Origin of the sequence: Arthrobacter sp. TB 26 (assembly GCF_000427315.1) — a bacterium.
GTDB lineage: Bacteria > Actinomycetota > Actinomycetes > Actinomycetales > Micrococcaceae > Arthrobacter.
In genome coordinates this window covers 2683-3254 of record NZ_AUPJ01000242.1, presented here as the reverse complement: position 1 = coordinate 3254, position 572 = coordinate 2683, and the positions used below count along the sequence as shown (strand labels likewise).

The 572-nt window shown below is 73.4% G+C and carries 1 protein-coding gene; it reads left to right on the top strand.

Features of this window, described 5'->3' with window-relative positions:
* On the top strand, positions 1–572 hold a 572-nt coding region (locus tag K789_RS24515), incomplete at both ends, for an energy-coupling factor ABC transporter ATP-binding protein (RefSeq protein WP_237739552.1).

Below are 572 nucleotides of genomic sequence, written 5' to 3'. Positions count from 1 at the left end.
CCCGCGGGCTGATCCGGTCGGCGGAACTCGCCCGGACCGGGACCGTGCACGCGGTCACCCATACCGCGGCCGCCGTCAGAGCCTCCGGGCCGGAGCTGGAGGCCGCGCCGGTGCTGGAGCTGGAGGGCCTCGGTTTCGGTTTCCCGGGCGCCGGCGGGCGAGTGCCGGAGCCGCTGCTGCGGAATGTGGGCCTCACAGTACGCCCCGGCGAAATTGTGGCGGTCACCGGCCCGAACGGGGCGGGCAAGTCAACGTTGCTGCGCCACTTCAACGGCCTGCTCCGTCCCGTCACGGGGGAGGTGCGCGTCACCGGGACAAACATCGCGCCTCTCCCGGTCGGCCGGGTGGCGGCGTCGGTCGGGCTGCTCTTCCAGCAGCCCCGCGACCAGCTGTTCGAGCGGACGGTGCTCCGCGAGACCAGTTTTGGCCTTCGGCGGTTGCTTGGCCGGGATGCCGGCACCAGGGCCGCCCTCGCCGCACTGGAGGCCTTCGGACTGTCCGGGGATGCGGGAACGCACCCGGCGGACCTGCCGGCGTCGAAACAGCGGCTGCTCGCCCTGGCCACCGTCCTG